This is a genomic window from Flavobacterium sp., from assembly GCF_027483985.1.
In the GTDB taxonomy this organism is placed as follows: Bacteria; Bacteroidota; Bacteroidia; order Flavobacteriales; family Flavobacteriaceae; genus Flavobacterium.
In genome coordinates, this window is record NZ_JAIXTJ010000051.1 from 12011 (window position 1) to 34963 (window position 22953).

Below are 22953 nucleotides of genomic sequence, written 5' to 3' on the forward strand. Positions count from 1 at the left end.
TTCTATCTATTATTTTGGTTTATCTTATCTTAAACCATTTACGATTCCAACGAAATCATCTGCTTTTAATGCTGCACCACCAATTAATCCGCCATCAACATCTGGTTTTCCAAAAATTTCTTTAGCATTTTCTGGTTTTACGCTACCTCCATAAAGTATCGAAACATCGTCTGCAACATCATTTCCAAAGCGCTTGCGAATTGTTTCTCTAATGAATTCGTGCATTTCTTGAGCTTGATCTGGCGAAGCAGTTTCTCCTGTACCAATTGCCCAAACAGGTTCGTAGGCTAAAATAATATTTTCCCAAGATTCGTTTGCTATATGAAACAAGCCATCGCGTAATTGATTTTCAACGACATTAAAATGTTGGTTGTCTTGACGGTCTTTTAATTCTTCACCAAAACAGAAAATCACTGTCATATTATGCTTTAAAGCAGTATCAGCTTTATAAGCCAACTGCGAATCGGTTTCGTTAAAATAAGCTCTTCTTTCAGAATGACCTAGAATTACTGTATTTACACCAATACTTTGTAACATATCTGCAGAAATTTCTCCAGTATAAGCGCCATTTTCTGCTTGGTGCATGTTTTGTGCAGCAACAACAATGTTAGTAAATTCAACGTGGTCTGCCGCTGAAGCTAAATTTACAAATGTTGGAGCGACAATGATTTGTGCTTCAATATCATTTGGTAATTTTTCGATTAATTCATTTAGTAAATCTTCAGTTTCTTCGGCATTTTTATTCATTTTCCAGTTGCCTGCAACAATTTTTTTTCTCATTATTCTAATGTTTTAAGTGTAGCGTTAATTTTTTCAAAATCTGTTTCAATAGCGCGATATAATTCGATTTGTCCTTTCTTATTGATAATCATATATCTTGGAATCCAATCTAAATCAACCGATTTTCCAAAAGTACCTTTCATTCCTTTCTCGTCATTTACCCAATAGTGATCACCTGATAATGTATGTTTTTCAATGCCAGCTTTCCATTTGTCAAATGTTTTGTCCATTGAGATGAAAACGTAAACAACATTAGGGTTATTGGTTTGCATTTCTTTTACCTTAGGCATCGCTTTTACGCAATCGCTACACCAAGATGCCCAAAATTCTATCACTACGGTTTTACCTTTGTGTTTTTTTAAAATTTCTTTAAAAGTAACTTCTTTGTTATCAACATCAGTAAGTTTTCCTTTTAATGCTTCTTTCGAGAACTCTTTCTTTTGTGCATTGCTGCAAGATATCGAAGTCATTATTATTGCAAGTAGAAGTGTGATTTTTTTCATAGTTTTAATTATAATTTGGGTTGTGTTTTCTTTAATTCTTCATAGGATTTATTCAAATATTTATTCAAATCATCACCAACAAATTTATTGTCAGTTATTCCCCAATAATATTTTATTTCGTTTCCATTCCAAAGGTATTTTACACCTGGAGTGTCTTTTCCGCTTCCCAGCGTATTCCAAAACGGAATTATTTCAATAATTTTATAAGGATAAGTTGCACCAGCTTCTTTGAAAAATGCTGGAATTAAATCGGCTTCTTCATTCATAAAGATGATTGAAAGTGGAGGTAAACTTGGATCTTTCTTACGCATTTCAGTTAACTCCTTAGCGGCATCTCGACAATGATCGCAGCCAGGTACAAAGTAACAAAGCAATTTTTTTCCTTTATCTATATTCGGAAAAAGTGCTGCATTACCCGATTTAACTTTTTTAGGTTCGTTTAGATTTTGAACTTCAACTTTTTTAACAGAATCTTTTTTTACCTCTGTAGTTGGAAGCTCTTGCTGTAGTGTATTTTCAATTTTAATCATTGACGAATCTACTACTGGCATTGAAGTATCAAAATCTTCACTTGTAACTTCTTCAGAATCAATTGTTGGAACAGTTGCAGCCACTGGTTGAATTGGTGCAATCATATAGATTCCTAAAATTGTAGCAAAGAGAACAGTCGTTAAAATCCAAAAATTATGTATTTCAGTTTCCTTTGGAAGAATATAGTACAGATAAGCTAACAAACCAATGGCAACGATATTTTTTATGATTGCCTCAATTGGCGTCATTGGTATTAATTCGCCAAAACATCCGCAATTTCCAGAATCACCACCACTTAAAAAGGTAACATAAGTCAAATGCCCAACAAAAACAGCTAAAAGTAAAATAGTCATCGGAATGATAAATCGTTTTAACCAATGTTTTTGAAGTAATAAAAAACCCATTGCTAATTCAATTCCGATTAAGGTTCTTGAAAAATAAGGCGCAATATGTTCAGAAAAACCTAATGTATATAATTGTTTAACTTCAAAAGTTGAAATAGCAAAATAAGGTGATGGATACATCTTGGCAACAGCTGAAACAATAAATAATAGTGAAACTAAAATTCTAATTGACCAAGCGATGTATGATTTTTTTGTTTCCATAAATAAGATTTTTACAAAGGTAAAAAGGCTTTTAATTGTAAGTTGTTAACGAATTGTTATTGTATTGAAATAACAAAAATCAATTTATAAAGTCCAAATAAATTCTAAATATTCAAATTCTAAAACTTTTAAATTCTACTTTGATTTTTCTAAAATAGCTTAAAATATTTTTTTTAGCTCATCTGCTTCTTGAATTAATACTGCATTTAATTTTTCGAATTCAGTTGAATTTGTTGCTTTAATTATTTTGAGCCAAAATACACTTTCTTTAGATTCTTTTCTGCTAATTTTTATTCTGTAATTAAAATCTTTTTTACTCAAAGCTTCATTTGCTTCGATATAATTGGCACCAACCGAACCTGAGGATTTAACTAATTGCTTACCATCTTCACTGTTAGAAATAGTTTTAGGAAGCTTTTTCAAAAACAATCTGCAGTCAATCGCAAATTGTAAAGTTCTTTCTTCTAAATCATATTTCTTTGGTTCCGTAGTTTCGAATTTTAAATTTTAAAATTTTTGGAATTTAATTGTTTTTTGGTATTTGTAATCTGGTATTTTAAAATTTTTTCATTAAAATCAATGCAAATACACTGTAATTAATCATATCTTGATAATTTGCATCAATCCCTTCTGATACTATGGTTTTTCCTTTATTATCTTCAATTTGTTTTACTCTTAATAATTTTTGCAGAATTAAATCGGTTAAGGAACTCACTCGCATTTCTCTCCAAGCTTCACCATAATCGTGGTTTTTGTTTTCCATTAATTCTTTGGTTAAAGCAATTTTTTCGTTGTATAGATTTACTGCTTTTTCAGTATTTAAATCCGGTTGATCAACGACACCTAATTCCAATTGAATTAATGCCATAATACAATAATTGATAATTCCAATGAATTCTCCAGTTTCATCTTCGTCTACTTTTCGCACTTCATTTTCTTGAAGGCTTCTAATTCGTTGTGCTTTTATGAAAATTTGATCGGTTAAAGAAGGTAGTCTCAAAATGCGCCATGCACTTCCGTAATCAGTCATTTTTTTACTAAATAAATCTCTGCAAATGCCAATTACTTTGTCGTATTCTTGTGAAGTATTCTTCATTAATGGTATCTTTGTATAATAATTTTACTACTTACGATTCGAACCAAAGAGGTCTCGGGTCAAAAGTAAAGAATTCAAATTGAAGTACAAAGTACAATGACGATTAACTGTAAAGGACAACTTATCGATTTATCTACTCCCAAAGTAATGGGAATTCTCAATGTTACGCCCAATTCTTTTTATGATGGTGGAAAACATTTTGATGAAAAATTAATTTTGCAACAAGTTGAAAAAATGCTTCTAGATGGCGCAACTTTTATAGATATTGGTGGATATTCAAGCAAACCAAATGCTGAGTTTGTTTCAGAAGAGGAGGAACTGCAAAGAATACTTCCAGTGGTGCAAAAAGTTCTTAAAGAGTTTCCTGCAATTATTATCTCAATTGATACTTTTAGAAGCAAAGTGGCTAAAGAAACTATTGAAAGTGGTGCTGCAATAATCAACGATATTTCTGCTGGAAATTTGGATGAAGAAATGTTTGAAACAGTTGCAAATCTCAGAGTTCCCTATATTATGATGCACATGAGAGGAACACCTCAAACAATGCAAAAAATGACTCATTATGAAGATATAGTCAAAGAAATGATATTTTATTTCTCAGAGAAAGTCGCAAAAGCAAGAAGTTTGGGAATCAATGATTTGATTATTGATCCAGGATTTGGATTTGCAAAAACACTGGAACAAAATTTTGAAGTTTTAAATAAATTAGAATTTTTTAAAATATTGGAATTACCTTTATTAGCAGGAGTTTCAAGAAAATCTATGATATATAAAACTTTGGATACAACAGCTGAATTTGCTTTAAACGGCACAACAGTATTAAATACGATTTCGTTGTTAAAAGGAGCGAAAATTTTGCGGGTTCATGATGTGAAAGAAGCTGCAGAGTGCGTAAAATTGCTCAATCAATTCAATCTTTAAAATGAAAATATATTTAGCATTTTTAGTAGTTTTTGGGTTGGTGTCTTGTGAAGGAAGAAAGGAAATTCAATTACCAAAAGCAGACAAAACCATTATTGGTGATGTGAAAGAGCATTCTCCTATTTACATGTTTTTTAAAGTTGAAGGAAAAGATACTGTCGCCGATGTAAACAGAAAAAATGCCATAGTTTCAACCAATTGGATTTTCAATATCGACAAGCGATTACCTTTAAAATTAGTAGTGCCAGAACTAATAAAATTGCAAGCCAAAAAAGATAAAAGCATTCATAAAAATGAAGCTGCTGAGAATTATTTTTCGTACGCTAATGACAAGAAAAAAACATTAGCATTCTTACCTTTTGCAAGTCTAAAATTTAAACTTGAAAAGCCTAAAGCTGGAGTTGAGATTTATTTCACCAAAGAAGATAAAGTTTTGGTTGAACAAACTGTGGTAGAGAAATCTAACTTGATAAATTATTTAGATAGTTTAAAAATTGACAAACCTTTGAAATACAACTTTTGTTTTGACAAAGAAGCTAGCTACGATACTTTTATTAAAAATGCAGTTTTTATAAATACATTAGAAATAGAAATGATTATTAGTGAAATCTATATTTTCTAATTTTTTCGTGACACTTGTAACTTTTACTGATGGTGATAAGGTTCGTTTCTTAAAATTGTAAACCCACGATAAATTTGCTCAATTACAAATAAACGAACCATTTGATGAGAAAAAGTCATTTCTGAAAGTGAAACTTTTCCTTGGGCTTTTTTATAAATTTCTTCACTAAATCCATATGGTCCGCCAATTACAAAGACTAAGGTTTTTATTCCGGTGTTCATTTTCTTTTGTAAATAATCAGAAAATCCTACACTAGAGAAAGTAGTTCCGTTTTCATCTAACAGTATTAATTGGTCAGTTGCGGAAAGTTTTGATAAAATAAGCTCGCCTTCTTTCTCTTTTTGTTGCGCTTCCGATAAGTTTTTTACATTTTTTATATCAGGAATTACTTCCAAATCAAATTTCACATAAAAAGACAACCTTTTTGTATAATCGTCAATTAAAGTTTGAAGTGATTTATTGTCGGTTTTGCCAATGGCTAGAAGTCGAATGTTCATTGTTGATTTATATAAGTCGCAAATTTACAAATAGATTTTTATTTTCTTTCCACTTCCAACTTTCAACTCCAAACAATTTTCTATTTTTGCAAAACACAACTACATCAAAATGTACAAACTACTAATTCGTCCTATTCTTTTTCAATTTGATCCTGAAAAAGTACACTATTTTACCTTTTCATTAATCCGATTTTTATCTAAAATACCAGGATTTTCTTCTCTTTTCAAATCGTTATATTTAGTAAACGACAAACGATTAGAAACCGAAGTTTTCGGATTAAAATTTCCAAATCCTGTTGGATTAGCAGCAGGTTTTGACAAAAATGCTGTTTTATATAAAGAACTTTCCAATTTTGGTTTCGGATTCATAGAAATCGGAACGTTAACACCAGTTGGACAAGAAGGAAATCCTAAAAAACGATTATTCCGATTGAAAGAAGATTCTGCCATCATCAACAGAATGGGTTTCAATAACGGCGGAGTTCAAGAAGCTGTGGAAAGATTAAAGCAGAATAAAAATGTTTTAATTGGAGGAAATATAGGAAAGAACAAGCTTACGCCAAACGAAAATGCCACGCAAGATTACGAAATTTGCTTCGAAGCACTTTTTGATTATGTAGATTATTTTGTGGTAAATGTAAGTTCGCCAAACACGCCAAATCTACGTGAATTGCAAGATAAAAAGCCGTTGACAGAGCTTTTGACAACACTCGAAACTCGCAACTCGCAACACGTAACCAAAAAACCAATTCTTCTAAAAATAGCTCCAGATTTAACCGATTCTCAATTATTAGATATTATTGATATTGTAAACGAAACCAAAATTGCTGGTGTAATTACAACTAATACAACACTTTCAAGAGAAGGTTTACAATCTGATAATAAATCAGAAATGGGTGGATTATCTGGCAAACCATTGACAAAACGCTCAACTGAGGTGATTCGATTCTTATCTGAGAAAAGTAATAAATCGTTTCCAATTATTGGTGTTGGCGGAATCCATTCGGCTCAAGATGCTATCGAAAAATTAGAAGCTGGAGCTAGTTTAATTCAGCTTTATACAGGTTTTATTTATGAAGGTCCACAATTAGTTAAGGAAATAAACAAGGCGATTTTAAAAAGAAAATCCTAAACTTATTTGTACTAAAAGTCCAATTAATAAAGCAATTCCGAAACTTAATAACGTTCCGATTAGAACATATTCAGTAAGTTTTCGGTCTTTCGCTTCTTTCAAATCTCCAAATCGGAAGATTGATTTTGCGGCTAATAAAAATCCAATAGCTTCAAAATGTCCTGTTAAAATAAAACAGAAAACAAAAAGACGCTCCAAAATTCCAATATAATTTCCAGCATTTTGTAGCGAATCATCATTGGTTTTATTTTCGGGTGTCCAAATTGAAATGATGTTTTTGATGATGAGTGAAGTTGGTTTTGTCAATAAAATAAAACCTGTAATTGTAATCCAAAATGGATTTCCAAAGCTTGTAAAATCTAGGGTAGTATTGTTATAAATTAATGTAACTGCGATAATAACAAGTAAATGCAAAATTTGGTCCACAGAAAACCAAATGCGTTTCGTTTTTGACTTTTGATAATGTAACTTCAAAAAATCTATAAAGCCGTGTAATGTTGCTAATGCGTAGGCATACCAACCAAAATCAGAAGTTCCAACTAAAATCCAAGCCAAAGCAAAGTGCAGGAAAATATGCAAATACAAGTAGATACTTTTGTGTTTTTTCAGTTCTTTATCTTTTACCCACGAAGTTGGTTGCAATAAAAAATCACCTAATAAGTGAGCCAAAAGTAATTTTACAAACACTATCATATTTCAAGAGATTTTATTTTTTTTCTAAAATAACGATCAACTTGCATCATCAGTTCATAATTAGAACGCTTTTGTCTTCTGCTCACAGCGGCTTGATTAATACCTAATATTTCGCCAAGTTCTTCTTGTGAAAGCGTAGGATTTTGAATAGCAACTAGCACAAATTCAGCTGATTGTTGCAACCAATTGTCCATAAAAGACAAGCTTAGTTTTAGCATTAAATTCAGTTCTTCGTCTAATGCTAGATTTCCAGAATTGATGGCTAAATTTAGTTTTTGCTTTTTTAAAGTTTCAAATGTTTCTCCCGAACGAATAAAAGCACTTCCGTTACTTTCTGTTAGTTTTCGAGTTTTATGTGTTTTATCTCCAAATCCTAAACTCATCCTTACGTCTAAATCTATAGATTTAAAAAAGGCTTTAATTTGAAAAGCAATAGTCAAAGCGTCTTCTATGTTCTTGATTTCCAATTGAAATTCATCACCACGATAGATTTCCCAATCGTTTGGAGATTTTCCAATCGTTTGAAAAATAGACTTCAAATCTTCCATCCATTTTTTTGAAGAAGCCTTTCTTGAATTAATAATGTCGCCTGTAAGTATCACAATCATAGGTCAAATGTATTAATTTTTTTTCAAAAAACAACAATTATTACCAAAATACGTAATATTTCAATTTATTACCAAAATACGTAATATTTTAAATTATTACCAAAATGTGTAATATTTCAATTTATTACCGATAAGTGTAATAATTTATTTTACCACTTCTATAAAAAACGATTTCGTAAAAAGAAATTCTTTAGTATCTTTGACAACCTATGGAAAAAATCAAAATAATAGAATGTCCACGTGATGCTATGCAAGGCATTAAATCGTTTATTCCAACCCAACGAAAAGTGGATTATATTCAAGCGCTACTTCGCGTAGGCTTTGATACTATTGATTTTGGAAGTTTTGTTTCGCCCAAAGCTATTCCTCAAATGGTTGATACTGCTGCCGTTTTAGCACAACTAGATTTGTCTCAAACCCAAAGTAAATTACTGGCCATTATTGCCAATACACAAGGTGCTGAGTTGGCTTCCGTTCATAAAGAAATACAATATTTAGGTTTCCCATTTTCTATTTCTGAGAATTTTCAAATGCGAAATACGCACAAAACTATTGCCGAAAGTTTAATCACTTTACAAGAAATTTTGGATATCGCAGACAAATCTAATAAAGAGGTTGTTACTTACATTTCGATGGGTTTCGGAAATCCTTATGGTGATGTTTGGAACGTTGATGTAGTAGGCGAGTGGACCGAAAAATTGGCCAATATGGGTGTAAAAATACTTTCGCTGTCAGACACTATTGGAAGTTCAACGCCCGAAGTTATTGATTATTTGTTTTCCAATTTAATTCCAAAATATCCCAACATCGAATTTGGAGCGCATTTGCACACCACTCCAGATAAATGGCACGAAAAAGTAGATGCAGCTTTCAATGCAGGCTGTCGTCGTTATGATGGCGCGATTCAAGGTTTTGGAGGTTGTCCAATGGCAAAAGACGATTTAACAGGCAATATGCCAACCGAAAAAATGTTATCCTATTTCACCCAACAAAAAGCAGATACCAATACTAGTCCAATGAGTTTTGAAAGCGCTTATAATGTGGCTTCACGTTTATTTGGAGAGTTTCACTAAGAAGTTTTCAGTCTCAGTTCTCAGTCTCAGTTTTCAGTCCCAGTTTTCAGTTCTCAGTAATAGTTTTCAGTTGTTTGTAATTCGTGTAATTTCAAAGGATATTAATTCGTGAAAATTCGTGCAATTCGTGTCTGACGACAAGCAAGTTCATGTCTAAAAATCAACGTCTTTTAAACAGCTTATAAAATTCAATCCATATTACTGATACAAATCCAACTAAAATACTAAATCCAATTTGTGTGTAATCTACTATTTCAAACAAAAAGAATTTTGAAAAAACAGGTACAAAAAGCAAGAGCGATGTTAGTACTATTGTTATTCCAATAATTATTAAAACCAAATTATTTTTATAACGAATTGTGGTAAAAATTGAATAATAAAACGAACGATTTTCTAACGTCAGAAAAATATTTGATGCAATCAAAGTTAGAAAAATTGATGTTCGTGTATAGCTTTCCGAAAAGTTATTTTGAATACAATATTGATACATAAACAGCAATCCTAAAGTAATTACAACTCCTTGAATAATACTAATTGTGATTTCTTTAAAGTTGAAAAATGTAGTTGTCAAAGGTCTTGGTTTTTCTAACATTAAGTTGCGTTCCATAGGTTCGTTTTCATAAATAATAGAACACGTTGGTCCCATAATTATTTCTAAAAATATGATATGAACCGGTGTAAAAATATTCGGATACATCCAACCCAATGCTAACGGAATGAAGACAATCATTATAATTGGAATATGAATAGAAATTATGTATTGAATAGCTTTTTTTAAATTCACATAAATTTTTCTTCCCATTGCAATGGCGTCGGTCATTTTTGCAAAATCATCGTCAATCAAAATTAAATTGGCGGCTTGTTTAGCAATTTCAGTTCCTTTTTTACCCATAGCAATTCCGATATGAGCCGATTTTAAAGCCGGACCATCGTTTACACCATCGCCGGTCATTGCTACAATTTGATTATTGTCTTTTAGAGCTTGAATAATTTTTAGTTTTGCTTCAGGAAACATTCTTGTGAAAATGGCAGTTTCCATCACTTTTACTTTTAATGTTGCTTCGTCCATTGCCATTAATTCGTCGCCGTTTAATACTTTATCAGCATCTTTAAAACCAACTTGTTTTGCTATTGTTGTCGTAGTTTGAGCATTATCGCCTGTAACTATTTTTAATTGAATTCCAGCTTTGTAAAACGTCTCAAAAACGTTTTGAATATTAGCTTTTGGTGGATCATAAAAAGCAACTAATCCTTTAAAATCAAACTGAAATTCTTGTTGTGTTTTTGGATAATCTGTTCCTGGAAATTTGGTTACGCCAACACCCAAAACACGATAACCTTCGTTAGCCATTTTTTCGATAGCAACTAAAACTTGTTTTTTTTCACTTTCTGATATTTGACTGACGGCTATAATTGCTTCGGGCGCACCTTTAGCCGCTATAATTTTTGTACCCTTAGAATCTTCAAAAATATGCGTCATCATAGGAGGTTTTCCGCCTAACGGATATTCGTGAACTAATTTAAAATTCGGACGTTCATCAGCCGAGTCTAATTTGGCGTAAGCTTCGTGAATAGCAAGTTCCATAGTATCAAACGGAATGGGTTCGCTCGACCACATTGCATCTTTTAAAACTTCTATTCCCTCAAGACTTAGGCTGTTTTTTGTATCAATAATTTCATCTGATTTAAAAACATATAATTGTGCCAAACTCATTTTGTTTTCAGTAATTGTTCCAGTTTTATCTGTGCAAATTACCGTGGCACTTCCAAGAGTTTCAACGGTTTTAGTTTGTTTAGTTATGATTCCCATTTTCATTAATCGCCAAGCTCCAAGCGCCATAAAAGAGGCAAAAGCTACCGGAATTTCCTCAGGAATCACACTCATTGCAATGGTTAATGCTTTTAATAAACTATCTAAAACAACTCTTGAATGATAATAGTTGATTGCCCAAACAATAACGAAAATCACTAAACCAATGACCGACATTTTGGTTACAAAATTGTTGATTTGTATTTGTAAAGGTGTTTTTTCTTCTACAATAGTGGCAATGCTTTTACCAATTTTACCCAAGTTTGTTTGATTTCCAATAGCTACAACTTCACCAATTGCTAAACCTGTTGCGACAGTTGTTCCTTGGTAAATGGTTTTATTTTCGGAAGTTTCATTTTTAAAAACCGATAACGATTCTCCAGTCAAAATGGATTCGTTTACCGAAAAATCATTAGATTGTATGATGTTTGCATCAGCAGGAATAAAAGTTCCTTCTTCCACTTGAATGAAATCACCAAGCACTATTTCTTCACTCGGAATTTCGATTAATTCACCGTTTCTTATTACTTTGCTTTTGGGTTGCGATAGCTTTTTTAGCGTTTCAATTGCATTCCTGCTTCGTGCTTCTTGAAAAAGTGAAATCGCTGCCACTAAAAAGATAGCAACCGTCATAAAAATTCCATCACCATAATCGCCCGAAATATAATAAATACTTGCGGCGGCAACCAATAATAGAAACATAGGTTCTTTAACCATTTCTAGCAAAGACATCAAAAAATGATTTTTTTCTTGATGTTCTAGAGAATTGCTGCCATTTTTTGTTCTAGAGGAAGTAACTTCTTCATTGGAAAGCCCTGAAATTTTATCTTTAGAATCTATCATAAAACTGAATTAAGAAGTTATACTAAAGTTAATCATTTTTATTGGATTTTTAGTCATTTTAATTTATAAAATGATAAAACTAATCACTATTCACTAATTACTATTTACTTTTTCACTATATTTGCACGCAATTTAACTACAACACTGAATCTAGTTCAGCATAAACTACAAATTGCAAAATGAAAGCACACACTACTAAGATCGTTGGCGAAGGTTTAACCTATGACGATGTACTGCTAATTCCAAATTATTCTGAAGTTTTACCGCGCGAAGTTTCTATTCAATCGAAAATATCTAGAAATATTTCGTTGAATGTTCCTATTGTTTCAGCTGCGATGGATACCGTTACTGAAAGTTCTATGGCAATTGCAATGGCACAAGAAGGAGGCATTGGAGTTTTGCATAAAAATATGACTATTGAACAACAAGCAGCCAAAGTTAGAAAAGTAAAACGTGCTGAAGCCGGAATGATTATCGATCCAGTGACTTTGCCTTTGAATTCGACCGTTGGTGATGCTAAAATGTTGATGAAAGAACACGGAATTGGCGGAATTCCTGTAGTTGATGAACACGGAATTTTAAAAGGAATTGTGACCAATAGAGATTTGCGTTTTGAGAAAATTAATTCGCGTTCTATTTTAGAAGTAATGACATCAGAGCATCTTGTTACAGCTGCAGAAGGAACAACTTTGCAAGAAGCAGAGGGAATTTTGCAACAAAATAAAATCGAAAAATTACCAGTCGTTGATTCAAATAACAAATTAGTTGGATTAATTACGTTTAGAGATATTACTAAATTGGCACAAAAACCAGTTGCTAATAAAGATAAATTTGGTCGTCTTCGAGTTGCTGCAGCACTTGGAGTTACTGCCGATGCTGTAGAAAGAGCAACAGCTTTAGTAAACGCAGGAGTTGATGCTGTAATTATTGATACAGCACACGGTCACACAAAAGGTGTAGTTGATGTTTTGAAATTGGTGAAAGCTAAATTTCCAAATCTTGATGTTATTGTTGGAAATATTGCTACTGCAGAAGCTGCTTTATATTTAGTAGAAAATGGTGCTGATGGTGTAAAAGTCGGAATTGGTCCAGGTTCTATTTGTACAACGAGAGTTGTTGCCGGAGTTGGATTTCCTCAATTTTCAGCAGTTTTAGAAGTTTCAGCTGCTTTGAGAGGTTCAGGAATTCCAGTTATTGCTGATGGTGGAATTCGTTACACAGGAGATATTCCAAAAGCGATTGCTGCTGGAGCTGATTGTGTAATGCTTGGTTCACTTTTAGCAGGAACAAAAGAATCTCCTGGTGAAACAATTATTTTTGAAGGAAGAAAATTCAAATCGTATCGCGGAATGGGTTCTGTTGAAGCGATGCAAGAAGGTTCAAAAGACAGATATTTCCAAGATGTTGAAGACGATATTAAGAAATTAGTTCCAGAAGGAATTGTGGGTCGTGTTCCATACAAAGGTGAATTAAACGAAAGTATGCAACAATTTGTTGGTGGACTTCGTGCTGGAATGGGTTATTGTGGTGCCAAAGATATTCCAACGCTTCAAGAAACAGGAAGATTTGTTAGAATTACTACAAGCGGAATTGGAGAAAGTCATCCACATAATGTGACAATTACTAAAGAAGCTCCGAATTACTCGAGATAATTTTTTAGTTTTCAGTCGTAGTTTTCAGTTTTCAGTGTTTTCAGTTTACAGTTTGTCATTCCGCAGGAATCTCATTATTATATTTTTATGAGTATCAAATTTAATATTCAAGAAACAATAGAATCAGAGCTATTTTATGGTTCGTATGTTATCTATATTCTTGGTGGTCATCATATAGAAGTTAATTCAAATTTTTATGTTCAAATTTTGAATTTGGAAACTAATGAAGACATTCAACTAACCGAATTTAATCTGAAAGGAAGAGATTATAAATTGGGTAAAAAGGCAATTAAGTTTTACGCTTTTGATATAAATGAATATGGGAAATTCGAAATATCTGTACATAATTATAGCGATATGATTTTAAAAGATTCAATATTAGAGATTTTCCCCTTTCCATTTAATATTTTAAATTTAGTAAAATCAAAAATTCTTGGCAGAAGCCGTCAGAATAAAAGTTTGGATGAAATAGATATTTTTATTGGATAAAATATTTTACACCTTCAGAAATTCTGCAATTTTTTTCTTTTCGCCAGCAATCCATAGGATGTCGCTATCTTCTAAAACTAAATGAGATTCCGGATTTAGAATTCGTTTTCCGTTGCGTTCTATTCCTACAATAATTCCGTGCGTTTTTTCTCTAATTTGTGATTCACGAATACTCTTTCCAATGCAAACTCGATTTTTTAATTCCAATTTTTGAAGAACGATGTCTGTTTCAATAGTTTGTTCGGCTACATCAATTTCGTTTTTATCCAAGTAAATTTTGAATTCTTTAACTTGATCGTCCGTTCCAATAACACTTATTTCATCGCCAGGAAATAGTCTTTCGCTTCTAATTGGAATATTAATTATAACTTCACCTCTTCTTATTGAGGCGATATTTATTCCAAATTGTTCTCTGATTTTTAACTCTTCGAGTGTTTTTCCAGCCAAATTAGATTCTTTAGCGATATCAAATTCAGTCATATGTCCATCCCAAGGTGATAGAGTATTTTGTCTTTTATTTTCTTTTCTAATTTCACGATCATTCAAATTACTTATAAAATGATGTTCAATTTTATGATAAATAGCGTGAAGTTTTTTCGGAAATAAAATGTAAGCAGCAACAGCAACTAAAAAGGCAATAAATGCGATGCCTGATGAGAAAAAAGTATTTAAAACAAATCCGATGTAAAATAAAGAAAGTGCGATTCTAAAAAGTACCAACATAATAATTGGACCTTGGTGTTTTTTCTCTTCCATTAAGATTTGAACTTGTTTTACAGCAACTCTTCTTAATGATAATGCCCATAAAAATGGCGATAAAATAACAACTGTAATTAAAGCAGCAATCACATTTCCAGCTTTAGAATCTTGAACTAATGGCAAGAGATAAGTTGAAGAAAGCAAAATAATTGCCACAATAATAATAGAGTGGAGGACAACTTGCGTCAAATAACTTCGTAATACTATTTGCCAGTTACTTTTGGACTTAATTTCCTCGGTATTGGCACTGTAAAGTTGTATTCTTTTGACCCATTTTTTCGGTAATTTTTTCTCCACAAAACTTGAAAAAGGTTCAGCAAATTTTACCATAAAAGGCGTTGTAAACGTAGTAATTGCTGAAACCGCAACCACAATTGGATACAAAAAATCATTAGTAACTTTCAAAGTTGTTCCCAAAGTGGCAATGATAAAGGAGAATTCGCCAATTTGAGACAAACTCATTCCGGCTTGAATGGATTGTTTTAAAGGTTGTCCGGATAAAAGTGAACCAATGGTAGAACTAATTGATTGTCCGAAGATTACTACTAAGGTTAAAATAGCAACTGGTAAGGCATATTCGACCAGTGTGTCAGGATTGATAAGCATTCCAACCGATACAAAGAAAACGGCACCAAATAAATCTTTTACAGGTTTTACAAGATGTTCAATATGTTCGGCTTGTGTGGTTTCAGCAATGATTGAACCCATTATGAATGCGCCAAGTGCAGGAGAAAACCCAACATTTGCGGCAAAAATTACCATCAACAAACAAAGTGCTAGCGAAATAATCAACATCATTTCGTCGGTTAATAAATGCTTTGCTTTTTGCAATAATGTTGGAATAAAAAAGATGCCTACAACAAACCAAATGGTCAAAAAGAAAACCAGTTTTAAAACCGACAAAACTAATTCCATACCAGAAAATTGCTGACTTACTGCAATAGTTGACAGTAAAACCATCATTAAAATGGCGATAATGTCTTGAACAATTAAAGAACCAATTACATTTCCGGCAAATTTTTGAGATTTTACACTTAGTTCATCAAAGGTTTTTAAGATTATGGTTGTTGACGAAATTGAAAGAATTACACCAAGAAAAATGCTATTCATTTTATTCCAACCCATCAATTGACCTACAAAAAAGCCAATGGTGACCATAACAATTATTTGTGTTAATGCAGTTATGGAAGCCGTTCCGCCGACTTTCATTAGTTTTTTAAAACTGAATTCTAATCCTAAACTGAATAAGAGAAAAATGACTCCAATTTCTGCCCAAACTTTTACACTATTGACATCTTGTACTGTTGGAAAAAAGTCAAATTCAGAACCAGCCAAGAATCCGGCAACTAGATAGCCTAAAACTAAGGGTTGTTTTAAAATTCTAAACAACAATACAGCAATAGCAGCGGTAATTAGGATTAAACCTAAATCACTTATTAAATTGGGTAAATGAACTGCTGATGCTGCTAAAAAGTGTGGCATACATTTGAATTTTTACTAAAATAACAAAAAATCTGCTTTAATCAAAACGACTAAAGCAGATTTAAAGAAATTATAACAAAAATTATTTGTTCTAGTTGCAAGTAAAAGGTTTGTCTTGATGCATAAAACCAGCAACATATTCTTCTGTATAACCATTTCCGTTTGCGGTAGGTACTTTTTTCTCAAAAGCACTTAAACTGTCCATCATTTCTTTACACTTTGAGAAGTGTTTTTTGATAATCGCAATAGCCGTATTTTGATCTACTAATTTTTTAGGTAACTTACTTTCGTTAAACCAACCAGAATCTAAAATTGTGTTGGTAGCTTTATCTACTATTTTGTAGCTATAATCAAGATAGTATCCATCAGATGTTAATGGCGGTGTAAAGTTTAATAAAAGCATTTTGTCACTAGACTCAGCAATGATTTTACACAATACCAAATATTTCTTCTTTTTCTCGCTGTATTTAAAAGGTATGTAAGTAACGTCACCCGATACTAATTTATCTACTTTATCAATATCTATTCCTTTTATTGCTTCGAAGCCTTCTTTACTTAGAAGAGAATATCTAACTTTTTCAAAGCTTGAATAATAAAAATCTCTTTCGTCAATTTCGATTTTATTACCATCTTTTAATAAAATGTAATTCTTTTGAGCAACAGAAAATAACGAACTTAGTAGTAAAACGGTAAATAATAATTTTTTCATTTATTTTTGGTTTAGTGATTAAATTCCTAAATAATTACTTGGACTTATTTGCATCAACTCCACTTTTATTTCATCGGAAACATTTAGCGTATGAATAAAATTATGAATCGCTTCTTTATTAATAATAGTGTTAGTTCTAGTTAAATCTTTCAAAGCTTCATAAGGATTTGGATAACCTTCACGACGTAAAATCGTTTGGATGGCTTCGGCAACAACTGCCCAGTTTTTTTCCAAATCTTCTTCAAATTTAACTTCGTTTAAAACCAATTTATTTAAACCTTTCAAAGTTGCTTCAAATGCGATTAAAGTATGTCCCATTGGAACGCCAATATTTCTTAAAACCGTACTATCCGTCAAATCACGTTGCAATCTTGAAATTGGTAATTTTGCCGAAAGGTGTTCGAAAATCGCATTTGCAATTCCTAAATTCCCTTCAGAATTTTCAAAATCAATTGGATTTACTTTATGTGGCATTGCTGACGAACCAATTTCTCCAGCTTTGATTTTTTGTTTGAAATAATCCATTGAAACATAAGTCCAAATGTCTCTATCTAAATCAATTAGAATGGTATTAATTCGTTTTAATGCATCAAAAAACGCTGCAAAATGATCGTAATGTTCTATTTGTGTTGTTGGAAACGAATGTTGTAATCCTAAGGTAGATTCAACGAAATCGGTTCCAAATTTTTTCCAATCAGTCTTTGGATAAGCTACGTGATGTGCGTTATAATTTCCGGTTGCGCCACCAAATTTGGCAGCGAATGGAACATTAAATAACAAACGCATTTGCTCTTCTAAACGTTCTACGAAAACTAGAATTTCTTTTCCTAATCGAGTAGGAGAAGCTGGTTGTCCGTGGGTTCTTGCTAACATTGGAACGTCTTTCCATTCTACAGAAAGTTCTTTTAATTTTGCAATTACAGCAATCAAACTTGGTAAATATACTTTTTCAAAAGCTTCTTTTGTCGATAAAGGAATCGCTGTATTATTGATGTCTTGAGAAGTTAATCCGAAGTGAATGAACTCTTTGAATTGCGATAAACCTAAAGTTTCAAATTTCTCTTTGATAAAGTATTCAACGGCTTTAACATCGTGATTTGTCGTTTTTTCGGTTTCTTTTATCCAAAGTGCGTCTTCGGTTGAAAAGTTGGTGTAGATTTTACGTAGCTCATCAAAAACCGATTTGTTCACACCTGAAAGTTGCGGTAAATTGGCTTCGCATAAAGCAATAAAATATTCAACTTCAATTAAAACTCGGTATTTTATTAGAGCTTCTTCCGAAAAAAATGGTGATAACGAAACGGTTTTACTTCTATATCGTCCGTCAATTGGTGAAATAGCGTTTAATTCTGTTAGTTGCATTGTGTTGTGTTGTTTATTCTGAACTTGATTCAGAATCTAGTTGTTTTCAAAGCGCAAATTTAGTTAAACGATTTTAGAATATAGAAAATAGAACAAAGAAAATAGACTATACAAAGAATCTATTTTCTAATCTCTATTTTCTATTCTCTGCTGCGTAATTTTTCTCTTAAAAACGGAACACCTTCGGTAGCATTCATAGCAATTACTTCTAGCGGATTGGCTAATTCATAAATCGTTGCAGGATTTGGATCGATATAATAAATAGGCGTATTTGGTTGTCCGTAATGAATCAATCCAGCGGCAGGATAAACTTGCATAGAAGTTCCAATTATAGCAATGATATCAGCTTTTTGAATCAAATTTAAAGCTTCTTCGAGCGCAGGAACATCTTCGCCAAACCAAACAATATGTGGTCGCAATTGATGTCCGTTTTTATCAACATCACCCGTTTTTAAATCGGTTTTCCAATCAAGTATGTAGTTGGTATCTTTTGTACTTCTTACTTTAAACAACTCGCCGTGAAGGTGAAGAATGTTTGAGCTTCCGGCTTGTTCGTGCAAATTATCTACATTTTGAGTAATGATGTGAACTTCAAAATCCTTTTCTAATTCTGCTAAAGTTAGATGACCTAAATTGGGTTTAACTTCATGTAACTGTCTACGTCTTTGGTTATAAAAATCTAAAACTAACTCTTGATTGTTTTGCCAACCTTCGGGAGTTGCTACATCCATAACATTATGACCTTCCCAAAGGCCATCACTAGCTCTGAAGGTATTGATACCACTTTCTGCAGAAATTCCTGCACCTGTTAAAACTACTAATTTCTTTTTCATACTTTCTTTAATTTACCGCAAATTCGCATTTTTTTTTTAAATATATAAAATTTGAGAATTTGCGGTATTTTTTTTCTTAAAAAGAATAGCTAAGCAGTATATTAATAGTAAATATTTTATTTTTGCCAAAATAGTGAACAAAATGGTCGATTTAGATTACTTAGCATATTTAGAAGAATTCCTTACAGAAAACAGAAAACAACGTTTTTTTGAGGTTTTAAAGAATAGAACCAATCATTTTACGGTTGCAGTTGAAGATATTTTTCAGTTTCATAATACGAGTGCAGTAATACGTAGTTGTGAGGTTTTCGGAATTCAGGAATTGAATATTGTTGAGCAACGTTTTGGAAAAAATATAGACAAAGAGATTGCTATGGGTTCGCAAAAATGGGTTGATATCAATAAATTTGAAACTATCGGAAATTGTATCGAAACACTAAAAGATAGAGGATATCAGATAATTGCGACTACACCACACAACGATTCTTGTTTGTTACACGAATTTGATGTAACGAAAAAAAGTGCGTTCTTTTTTGGAACTGAGAAAGAAGGTTTATCAGAAGAAGTTTTGTCAAAAGCCGATGGATATTTGAAAATTCCGATGGTTGGTTTTACAGAAAGTTTAAATATTTCAGTTTCAGCAGCAATTATTATTCAGGATTTGACCAATAGATTACGTCAATCAGGTGTGAATTGGCAATTATCAGATGATGAAATTATGAAGAAGCGATTGCTTTGGGCGAAAAATTCCATCAAAGATATTAAAAGGATAGAGGAGCGGTATTATTCAAATCTTAAAGCATAATTTAATTTTTTGGCAAAAAAATAACTAAACTTGATGATTTTTACGTAGCTTTTTAATTTTCTTAATCATCAATAGTGTAACGATAAGTATTACGAAAGTCATTAGGCCAAATGTGATTACTCCTTGTTCATTATAAGTCACTAAAGTGTTTTTGTCAAAATAATTACCTTCTGAGTTATAATCTAGTGCCATTCGTGTGTAGAATGTCCAACCAGTTAGCATAAACACTAGAGCGAGAATAGCAGTAGCTAGTATTAAAATCTTAATTTTCAATTGATTTAATTTTAATGTTTTTTAGTTTATTTCACCTAAAACTATTTTTATCAGCTTAGTAACTCAATTGAATTAAAGTTGAGAAATAATAAAAAAATCCTCAATCGTTTTAATAATCAAGGATTTATATTTCAATAATCTGTAAAATCTTTATTTTTTTAAGACCTTATACTGTTCATAACATTGACTAATCGCATCCAAAATCTGTAAGTCATTTGCGGTTTGAATGAAGGCTTCGGAATAGTTGCAATGTTGCAGAATTTCTGCAATTTCATTTTTGGTCACACCTAATAAAATGCAAATGGTTTCTCTATCAAACTTAGTTTCAAGGAGATTTTTAACGGTATCATCCTTCTTCATTTCCTTTAATCTGCGAAGTTCTTTAGGCTTTTTTCCAAAGAAGTTATAAAGCATATCGGCAGGATTGAAAATAGAATTCATTACACGAGAAAAAGCGTTAGGTGAGCGGTCACCCATTTCATAAGCAGCAGGAAGTCCTGAAATACTATATCTAAAATTTTCTTCTTCGGGAATTAATTTTGTGTCAACTTCTAGATATCCAGTAAGGTTGTATCGTTTAATTTTTACTTCTTCCAAGGCAATTGCTTTTTCTGTAAGAATTAGTTTAGCCGATCCGTTTTTAATCCAGTCGTTGGTTACTCTTACTCTCAAAGATTGAAAACCAATCATTGTGATATGAAGGGTGTCATTTACATCAGCATCAATTTCAAATGAGCCTCGACTATCTGTTGTTGATCCTTTTACTTTATTGATGTTTATGATATTAGCGTTGGGCAGCGCTAGAGAAGTCGTTCCGTTAGTTACTGTTCCATACACTTTTTTCTTCGTCAAAAGGTCTTGCGAAAAAAGAGTTGTTGTAAAAAAGAAAAGAAAAATAAGAGTAAAATATCTCATCTGTTTGTTTGAAAGTTTAAAAGTATAAAACTCTTAAAGATTTTCGTAGTGTTTTGTAAATTATTATAAGAAAATTAACAAACCATCAAAAATATAAAAAATAAATTCCAAATACCAATAATAATAATGGGAATTTGGAATTTAAAAAAATGTTATTTCAGAAAAATTAGCTTCTTCTTGGTCTTCTTACTTTAGCATCGTCAAAAGAACGGCTTGCTGGTCTGTCAGAACTTCCTTCAGATCTTCTTGGAGCACGTTCTTCACCTCTTTGTGCTGAACCTGGTTCTCTTCTTGATGAAGAGCTTCTTTCACTTCTAAAACCACCATCTCTAGCGGGTCTATCTGATGAAAATCCACCTTCACGTCTTGGAGCAGAACTTCTGTCGCCACCGCTTCTTGGACCAAAACTTCCTGAACCTCTTCTTTCACCACCAGAATTTCTGTCGCCTCTAAAACCACCTGAGCTTCTTCCGCCGCCACTTCTTCCGTTGTGATCACGTCTTTCGCGGCTTCCGCCATCGTTTTTAGAAATTTCTACGTTGATTCTTCTTCCGTTAAGGTCGAATCCGTTAAGAACCGACATTACTTTATCAGCATGTTCTCCGTCGGTATTAAAGAAAGAGAAACCTTCTTTCACATCAACTTTAAATACGTCATCACGACCTAAGTCTAATGTTTCTTTTAAGAAATCTTTTAATTGCATCCAATCGAAATCATCTCTTGCACCAATGTTTACAAAATATCTTACTGGATCACCAGCTCTAATTTCTCTTGGCTCTGAACTTCTTTCGCTTCTTTCTCCTTTTTCCCCAGATAAGTCGCGTTTCTTTTTGTAGTAATTGATGAATCTGTTGAATTCTACAGAAACCATTTTCTTGATTAATTCTTCTTTAGTCAACCCATCAAGTACTTCGTTGATTGCTGGTAAATAGTTATCTATTTCGTGGTCAACTTCAGTTTCTTTAATTTTATTGGCTAAGTGCAACAATTGAATTTCGCAGATTTCCATTCCAGAAGGAATAGTTTTTTCTTCAAATTTTTGTTGGATGATTCTTTCAATAGACGAAATTTTACGAATCTCACTTTTGGTGATAATTACGATTGAAGTTCCTAATTTACCAGCACGTCCTGTTCTTCCTGAACGGTGGTTATAAGTTTCAATTTCGTCAGGTAATTGATAGTTTACGACGTGAGTAATGTTATCAACGTCAATTCCACGTGCAGCAACGTCAGTCGCAACAAGCATTTGGATTTGACGACCTCTAAAAGATTTCATTACACCATCACGTTGCGCTTGAGACAAATCTCCGTGCAATGCAGCAGCACTGTAACCATCTTCAATTAATTTTTCTGCAACCGCTTGAGTATCACGTTTTGTTCTACAAAAAACTACAGAAAAAATATCTGGATTAGCATCGGCTAAACGTTTTAAAGCTTCGTAACGGTCACGAGCGTTCACACAATAAAATTCGTGAGAAACTGTAGCCGAACCTGAATTTTTGCTACCAACAGTAACTTCTGCTGGATCGTGCATAAATTTCTTTGCAATTCTTGCTACTTCTGCAGGCATTGTTGCAGAGAATAACCAAGTATTTTTCTCATCTGGAGTATCCGATAAAATGGATACAATGTCTTCATAAAAACCCATGTTTAACATCTCATCTGCTTCGTCAAGAATGCAAAAGTTGATGTTTTTGATGTTTACAAGACCACGATTAATCATGTCTTGCATTCTTCCTGGAGTTGCAACAATAATTTGTGCACCTCTTTTAATCTCTCGGGCTTGTTCTGTAATGCTTGCACCACCATAAACTGCCACTGTATGTAATCCTTTTACATATTTAGAGTATTGTTTAATCTCGTTGGTGATTTGTAAGCATAGCTCACGCGTTGGGGATAAAATTAACGCTTGTGTACTTCTGTCTTCGGCATCGATTTTTTGGATTAGCGGAAAACCAAA

The 22953-nt window shown here is 32.6% G+C and carries 22 protein-coding genes and 1 pseudogene; 7 read left to right on the top strand and 16 right to left on the bottom strand.

Annotated features, from left to right (window positions below; all coding sequences use genetic code 11):
• Nucleotides 1-24 precede the first annotated feature (24 nt).
• The 5 genes and pseudogenes from tpiA to Q0050_RS13300 form a co-directional block, all read right to left on the bottom strand.
• Complete coding sequence (gene tpiA / locus Q0050_RS13280; protein ID WP_298396745.1) at nucleotides 25-780, bottom strand: triose-phosphate isomerase; 756 nt, start codon at nucleotides 778-780, stop codon at nucleotides 25-27.
• Nucleotides 780-1283, bottom strand: coding sequence for a TlpA disulfide reductase family protein (locus Q0050_RS13285; protein WP_298396748.1), 504 nt, complete (start codon nucleotides 1281-1283; stop codon nucleotides 780-782). The genes tpiA and Q0050_RS13285 overlap by 1 nt, the downstream gene beginning before the upstream one ends.
• An 8-nt stretch (nucleotides 1284-1291) precedes the next feature.
• Nucleotides 1292-2419, bottom strand: a complete 1128-nt coding sequence (locus Q0050_RS13290) for a MauE/DoxX family redox-associated membrane protein (protein ID WP_298396751.1) — start codon at nucleotides 2417-2419, stop codon at nucleotides 1292-1294.
• A gap of 159 nt (nucleotides 2420-2578) precedes the next feature.
• Nucleotides 2579-2875: pseudogene (locus tag Q0050_RS13295) on the bottom strand (four helix bundle protein); the annotation flags it as partial.
• Nucleotides 2876-2975: 100 nt separating this feature from the next.
• Complete coding sequence (locus Q0050_RS13300) at nucleotides 2976-3515, bottom strand: DUF1599 domain-containing protein (protein ID WP_298396754.1); 540 nt, start codon at nucleotides 3513-3515, stop codon at nucleotides 2976-2978.
• Nucleotides 3516-3611: 96 nt separating this feature from the next.
• Between Q0050_RS13300 and folP the strand changes: the two genes are divergently transcribed.
• Both folP and Q0050_RS13310 read left to right on the top strand, forming a co-directional pair.
• Nucleotides 3612-4436 carry a dihydropteroate synthase gene (folP, locus tag Q0050_RS13305; protein ID WP_298396757.1) on the top strand — a complete coding sequence of 275 codons (825 nt, stop codon included), beginning with the start codon at nucleotides 3612-3614 and terminating at the stop codon, nucleotides 4434-4436.
• A gap of 1 nt (nucleotide 4437) precedes the next feature.
• The gene (locus tag Q0050_RS13310; protein ID WP_298396760.1) at nucleotides 4438-5058 is read left to right on the top strand and encodes a hypothetical protein; all 621 of its coding nucleotides are present in this window, start codon (nucleotides 4438-4440) and stop codon (nucleotides 5056-5058) included.
• Between the two features lie 23 nt (nucleotides 5059-5081).
• On the opposite strand, the gene rlmH is transcribed toward Q0050_RS13310, so the two are convergent.
• The gene (gene rlmH, locus Q0050_RS13315) at nucleotides 5082-5555 is read right to left on the bottom strand and encodes a 23S rRNA (pseudouridine(1915)-N(3))-methyltransferase RlmH (protein WP_298396763.1); all 474 of its coding nucleotides are present in this window, start codon (nucleotides 5553-5555) and stop codon (nucleotides 5082-5084) included.
• Between the two features lie 109 nt (nucleotides 5556-5664).
• On the opposite strand from rlmH, the gene Q0050_RS13320 reads away from it, so the two are divergent.
• Nucleotides 5665-6687 carry a quinone-dependent dihydroorotate dehydrogenase gene (locus Q0050_RS13320; RefSeq protein ID WP_298396766.1) on the top strand — a complete coding sequence of 341 codons (1023 nt, stop codon included), beginning with the start codon at nucleotides 5665-5667 and terminating at the stop codon, nucleotides 6685-6687.
• Here Q0050_RS13320 and Q0050_RS13325 read toward each other — a convergent pair.
• Nucleotides 6670-7380, bottom strand: coding sequence for a DUF3307 domain-containing protein (locus tag Q0050_RS13325; protein WP_298396769.1), 711 nt, complete (start codon nucleotides 7378-7380; stop codon nucleotides 6670-6672). The two genes, Q0050_RS13320 and Q0050_RS13325, sit on opposite strands and share 18 nt — an antisense overlap.
• Nucleotides 7377-7988: a SatD family protein gene (locus Q0050_RS13330; protein ID WP_298396772.1), complete on the bottom strand. Its 612-nt coding sequence runs from the start codon at nucleotides 7986-7988 to the stop codon at nucleotides 7377-7379. Before Q0050_RS13330 ends, Q0050_RS13325 begins: the two co-directional genes overlap by 4 nt.
• A 209-nt stretch (nucleotides 7989-8197) precedes the next feature.
• On the opposite strand from Q0050_RS13330, the gene Q0050_RS13335 reads away from it, so the two are divergent.
• On the top strand, nucleotides 8198-9061 hold the full coding sequence (locus tag Q0050_RS13335) for a hydroxymethylglutaryl-CoA lyase (protein WP_298396775.1): 864 nt from the start codon (nucleotides 8198-8200) through the stop codon (nucleotides 9059-9061).
• A gap of 160 nt (nucleotides 9062-9221) precedes the next feature.
• On the opposite strand, the gene Q0050_RS13340 is transcribed toward Q0050_RS13335, so the two are convergent.
• Nucleotides 9222-11714: a cation-translocating P-type ATPase gene (locus Q0050_RS13340; RefSeq protein WP_298396778.1), complete on the bottom strand. Its 2493-nt coding sequence runs from the start codon at nucleotides 11712-11714 to the stop codon at nucleotides 9222-9224.
• Nucleotides 11715-11893: 179 nt separating this feature from the next.
• Between Q0050_RS13340 and guaB the strand changes: the two genes are divergently transcribed.
• Together guaB and Q0050_RS13350 are read left to right on the top strand one after the other, a co-directional pair.
• Nucleotides 11894-13366 carry an IMP dehydrogenase gene (gene guaB, locus Q0050_RS13345; protein ID WP_298396781.1) on the top strand — a complete coding sequence of 491 codons (1473 nt, stop codon included), beginning with the start codon at nucleotides 11894-11896 and terminating at the stop codon, nucleotides 13364-13366.
• An 87-nt stretch (nucleotides 13367-13453) separates the two neighbouring features.
• Complete coding sequence (locus Q0050_RS13350; RefSeq protein WP_298396785.1) at nucleotides 13454-13855, top strand: hypothetical protein; 402 nt, start codon at nucleotides 13454-13456, stop codon at nucleotides 13853-13855.
• Nucleotides 13856-13861: 6 nt separating this feature from the next.
• Here Q0050_RS13350 and Q0050_RS13355 read toward each other — a convergent pair whose 3' ends face one another.
• The 4 genes from Q0050_RS13355 to Q0050_RS13370 all read right to left on the bottom strand — a co-directional run bounded on the left by Q0050_RS13355 (nucleotide 13862) and on the right by Q0050_RS13370 (nucleotide 19000).
• Nucleotides 13862-16096 carry a cation:proton antiporter gene (locus Q0050_RS13355; RefSeq protein ID WP_298396788.1) on the bottom strand — a complete coding sequence of 745 codons (2235 nt, stop codon included), beginning with the start codon at nucleotides 16094-16096 and terminating at the stop codon, nucleotides 13862-13864.
• A 91-nt stretch (nucleotides 16097-16187) separates the two neighbouring features.
• A complete protein-coding gene (locus Q0050_RS13360; protein ID WP_298396791.1) occupies nucleotides 16188-16805 on the bottom strand; it encodes a hypothetical protein in 618 nt (205 codons plus the stop codon).
• Nucleotides 16806-16823: 18 nt separating this feature from the next.
• Nucleotides 16824-18167 carry an adenylosuccinate lyase gene (gene purB / locus Q0050_RS13365; protein WP_298396794.1) on the bottom strand — a complete coding sequence of 448 codons (1344 nt, stop codon included), beginning with the start codon at nucleotides 18165-18167 and terminating at the stop codon, nucleotides 16824-16826.
• A 140-nt stretch (nucleotides 18168-18307) separates the two neighbouring features.
• A complete protein-coding gene (locus Q0050_RS13370) occupies nucleotides 18308-19000 on the bottom strand; it encodes an NAD-dependent deacylase (RefSeq protein WP_298396796.1) in 693 nt (230 codons plus the stop codon).
• A gap of 142 nt (nucleotides 19001-19142) precedes the next feature.
• Between Q0050_RS13370 and Q0050_RS13375 the strand changes: the two genes are divergently transcribed.
• Nucleotides 19143-19805: an RNA methyltransferase gene (locus Q0050_RS13375; RefSeq protein ID WP_298396799.1), complete on the top strand. Its 663-nt coding sequence runs from the start codon at nucleotides 19143-19145 to the stop codon at nucleotides 19803-19805.
• A 24-nt stretch (nucleotides 19806-19829) separates the two neighbouring features.
• Here Q0050_RS13375 and Q0050_RS13380 read toward each other — a convergent pair whose 3' ends face one another.
• From Q0050_RS13380 to Q0050_RS13390, 3 genes are all read right to left on the bottom strand, one after another.
• Nucleotides 19830-19997, bottom strand: a complete 168-nt coding sequence (locus Q0050_RS13380; protein ID WP_298396802.1) for a hypothetical protein — start codon at nucleotides 19995-19997, stop codon at nucleotides 19830-19832.
• Nucleotides 19998-20228: 231 nt separating this feature from the next.
• Nucleotides 20229-20993, bottom strand: a complete 765-nt coding sequence (locus Q0050_RS13385) for a carboxypeptidase-like regulatory domain-containing protein (protein ID WP_298396805.1) — start codon at nucleotides 20991-20993, stop codon at nucleotides 20229-20231.
• Nucleotides 20994-21159: 166 nt separating this feature from the next.
• A partial coding sequence (locus Q0050_RS13390; RefSeq protein WP_298396807.1) for a DEAD/DEAH box helicase occupies nucleotides 21160-22953 on the bottom strand: 1794 nt, incomplete at its 5' end.